Source organism: Sphingomonas sp., assembly GCF_051962185.1.
In the GTDB taxonomy this organism is placed as follows: domain Bacteria; phylum Pseudomonadota; class Alphaproteobacteria; order Sphingomonadales; family Sphingomonadaceae; genus Sphingomonas.
Genome location: NZ_JBQCCN010000285.1, coordinates 1 through 3,312 on the forward strand (window position 1 = coordinate 1; position 3,312 = coordinate 3,312).

General features: G+C 68.3%; 4 protein-coding genes. All 4 read right to left on the reverse strand.

Going from position 1 to position 3,312, the window contains the following annotated elements; genetic code table 11:
* Positions 1-241 (reverse strand): DUF6628 family protein (locus ACTHJR_RS17805; protein WP_440524677.1); only part of this gene is annotated, 241 nt, incomplete at its 3' end.
* 79 nt (positions 242-320) lie between these two features.
* Positions 321-1,649 (reverse strand): bifunctional folylpolyglutamate synthase/dihydrofolate synthase, encoded by a 1,329-nt coding sequence (locus ACTHJR_RS17810; protein WP_440524679.1) that lies wholly within the window; start codon positions 1,647-1,649, stop codon positions 321-323.
* 106 nt (positions 1,650-1,755) lie between these two features.
* Positions 1,756-2,613 carry an acetyl-CoA carboxylase, carboxyltransferase subunit beta gene (gene accD, locus ACTHJR_RS17815; RefSeq protein WP_440524681.1) on the reverse strand — a complete coding sequence of 286 codons (858 nt, stop codon included), beginning with the start codon at positions 2,611-2,613 and terminating at the stop codon, positions 1,756-1,758.
* A partial coding sequence (gene trpA / locus ACTHJR_RS17820) for a tryptophan synthase subunit alpha (RefSeq protein WP_440524683.1) occupies positions 2,610-3,312 on the reverse strand: 703 nt, incomplete at its 5' end. The genes accD and trpA, both read right to left, overlap by 4 nt.

The following is a 3,312-nucleotide window of genomic DNA, read 5'->3' on the forward strand; positions in this document are numbered from 1 at the left end:
TCGGGATCGTGGTGGTCGAGGTCGCCGCCAACTCCGCCATGAAGGCGCGCGCGAGCAGCAATGGCCGCTGGAAGCCCTGGCCGAACGCGCTGAGAAAGGCGCTCGTCGCGACGGCGTCGTTGAGCCCGTGCGCGCCCATTCGCCGGACCGCCAGCAGCAAGATCCGCGCGGCCGTGGTCCCGGGCAAAGGGTGCGGCAACGCCTCGCTGACCAGCGAGGCGGGAAGGGGAATAGGGGCCATGGCGGCGACTCCGTGATGTGAACCGCACTCTCCAAAGATCGCTATTGATAGTCAATCGCAATAATGAGCGGAGTGACGATCAGTCCGGGGCTTCGTCGTTTGCCGCGAGCACTTCACCCGCCAGATAGAGCGACCCCAGGATCATCACGGTCACCGGCCCCTGCGCCTTGCTGGCGATGGCATGCAGTGCGGCGGGAACCGTCTCCGCCGCTTGCGGCGTCATGCCGATCGCGCGCGCGACCGCACCCAGCGCCTCCGCGTCATGATGCTCGTGCGCACCGACCGGCACCGCGTGAAAGCTCGCGCCGAGGCCGGCGAACGGGCCGAGCAGCCCGGCCGGGTCCTTGTTGGACAGCATCCCGACGATCAGATGCGCGCGATCGCCGCCCTTGCGCTCGATCACCTCATCGAGCGCGGCCGCGACGCTCGCCCCCGCGGCGGCATTGTGGCCGCCGTCGAGCCAGACTTCGCTACCGGCCGGCAGCATGCGCGTGAGCGGTCCGTCGCCAAGCCGCTGCATCCGGGCGGGCCAGGTCGCGTGCTCGGCCGCGGCGACGAATGCCTCGGGCGGGATGGTGAGCGCGCTCTGATGATGCAGCATGGCGATGGCCAGTGCGAGATTGCCGGGCTGGTGCGGTCCAGCCAGCGTCGGCAGCGGCGTCTGCACTTTGCCGGCCGCGTCGCGATAGACGAGATGACCGTCGTCCGCCGACCAGAACCATTTTTGTCCTTCAGGCGAAATCGGCGCGCCGGCGGTGCGCGCGACCTGCTGCACCCGCGCTTCGACCGACGGCGAATAGCGCATCGTCACCAGCGGGACCTGCGGCTTGGCGATCCCGGCCTTCTCCGCGGCGATGTCCTCGGCGGTCGTGCCGAGGAAGCGTTCATGGTCGATTCCCAATTGCGCGATGCCGGTGACGATCGGCTGCGCGACGACATTGGTCGCGTCGAGCCGGCCGCCTAGCCCGACCTCGACGATGCAGGCGTCCGCCGGCGTCCGCGCGAAGGCGATGAACGCCGCGGCGGTGGTCACCTCGAAGAAGCTCGCGCCGATATCGCCGCCGGCGTCGAGCACTTCCTCGAGCAGGGCGGCGAGTTCGGCATCCTCGATCAGCTTGCCGGCGAGCCGGATGCGCTCGTTGAAGCGAACCAGATGCGGGCTCGAATAGACATGGGTCGTATAGCCTGCCGCTTCGATCGCCGCGCGCAGGAAGGCGCAGGTCGAGCCCTTGCCGTTGGTGCCGGCGACGTGGAGCACCGGCGGCAGGCGATCCTGCGGATTGCCGACGCGGTCGAGCAATGCGGTGATGCGCTCGAGCCCGAGGATGTCGGTGCCGGGAGACAGGGCCCAGAGGCGGTCGAGCTGGCGCTGGACCGCGGGGTCGGTCGAGACGGCGTGGTCAGGCATCAATTCCCCTCCCGTTCACGGGAGGGGTTAGGGGAGGGCGTGTTCACTACCACGAAGGCCACATGCCCTCCCCCGACCCCGCCCGCAAGCGGGGGGGGAGATTTGCTTAAGCCGCCATCCGCTGGCCGCCGATATAGTCGATCAGCCGCGCCAGGGTCGGGCGCAGTTCGGCGCGCGGGACGACCATGTCGAGCATACCATGGTCGAGCAGATATTCCGCCCGCTGGAAGCCCTCCGGCAGTTTCTCGCGGATGGTCTGCTCGATCACCCGCTGGCCGGCGAACCCGATCAGCGCGCCCGGCTCGGAAATCTGGACGTCGCCGAGCATCGCATAGCTGGCGGTGACGCCGCCGGTGGTCGGGTCGGTCAGCACGACGATATAGGGCAGGCCGGCGTCGTGGAGCATCTGGATCGCGACCGTCGCGCGCGGCATCTGCATCAGGCTCAATATGCCTTCCTGCATCCGCGCGCCGCCCGCCGCAGTGAAGATGATGTAGGGCGCGCCTTCCTTGATCGCGGTCTCGACGCCGCGGACGAACGCTTCGCCCACCGCCAGGCCCATCGACCCGCCCATGAAGGCGAAATCCTGGACGCCGACCACTGCCTTGCGGCCCTCGATCGTGCCGGTCGCGTTGATCAGCGCGTCGCTCTCGCCGGTCGCGGTGCGTGCCGCCTTGATGCGGTCGGTATATTTCTTCTGGTCGCGGAACTTGAGCGGGTCGTCCTGTACCTTGGGCGCAGTCAGCTCGGTATAGGAGCCCGCGTCGAAGATCTGGGCGAAGCGGACGTCGGGGCCGATCCGCTCATGATGCGCGCAATTCGGGCAGACGTAGAGATTGTCGGCCAGTTCCTTGGCGAACACCATCTGCCCGCATCCCTTGCACTTGTGCCAGAGATTGTCGGGGCTCTCCTTCTTCGGGATGACATAGGAGAGCGCGTTGCGGACGTTGGTCAGCCAGCTCATACGGGTTCCTTTCGGGCGGCGCGGACCGCGCTCGCGAGACTCTGGATGTAGGTACGGACCGGGCCTGCCGCATCCTCGCCGTGCTGGCCGACCAGTTCGACGATCGCCGAGCCGACCACGACGCCATCGGCAACGCGCGCGATCGCGGTAGCTTGTTCGGGCGTGCGAACGCCGAAGCCCACCGCGACGGGCAGCTTGGTCGCCGCCTTGAGCCGCGCGACCGCTTCCTCGATCGACGCCTGCGCCGCCTGCTGCTTGCCGGTGATCCCCGCGACCGAGACGTAATAGAGAAAGCCGCTCGCCCCCTCCAGCACGGTCGGCAGGCGATTGGCGTCGGTCGTCGGTGTCGCCAGCCGGATCAGGCTGACCTCGTTGCCGCGCAGCGCCGGGCCGATCGAATCGTCTTCCTCGGGCGGGATATCGACGCAGATCACGCCGTCGATACCCGCTTCCTTGCACCGCTCGGCAAACCAGTCGGCGCCGCGCCGGGTCATCGGATTAGCATAGCCCATCAGCACCAAAGGGACTGTCGGGTGGCGCTGGCGGAACGCCATCGCGATCGCGAGGATGTCGGCGGTGGTAGTGCCGGCCGCGAGACTGCGCAGATTCGCCGCCTGGATCGCGGGGCCGTCCGCCATCGGATCGGTGAACGGCATGCCGAGCTCGATCACATCGGCTCCGCCCTCGACCAGCGCGTCG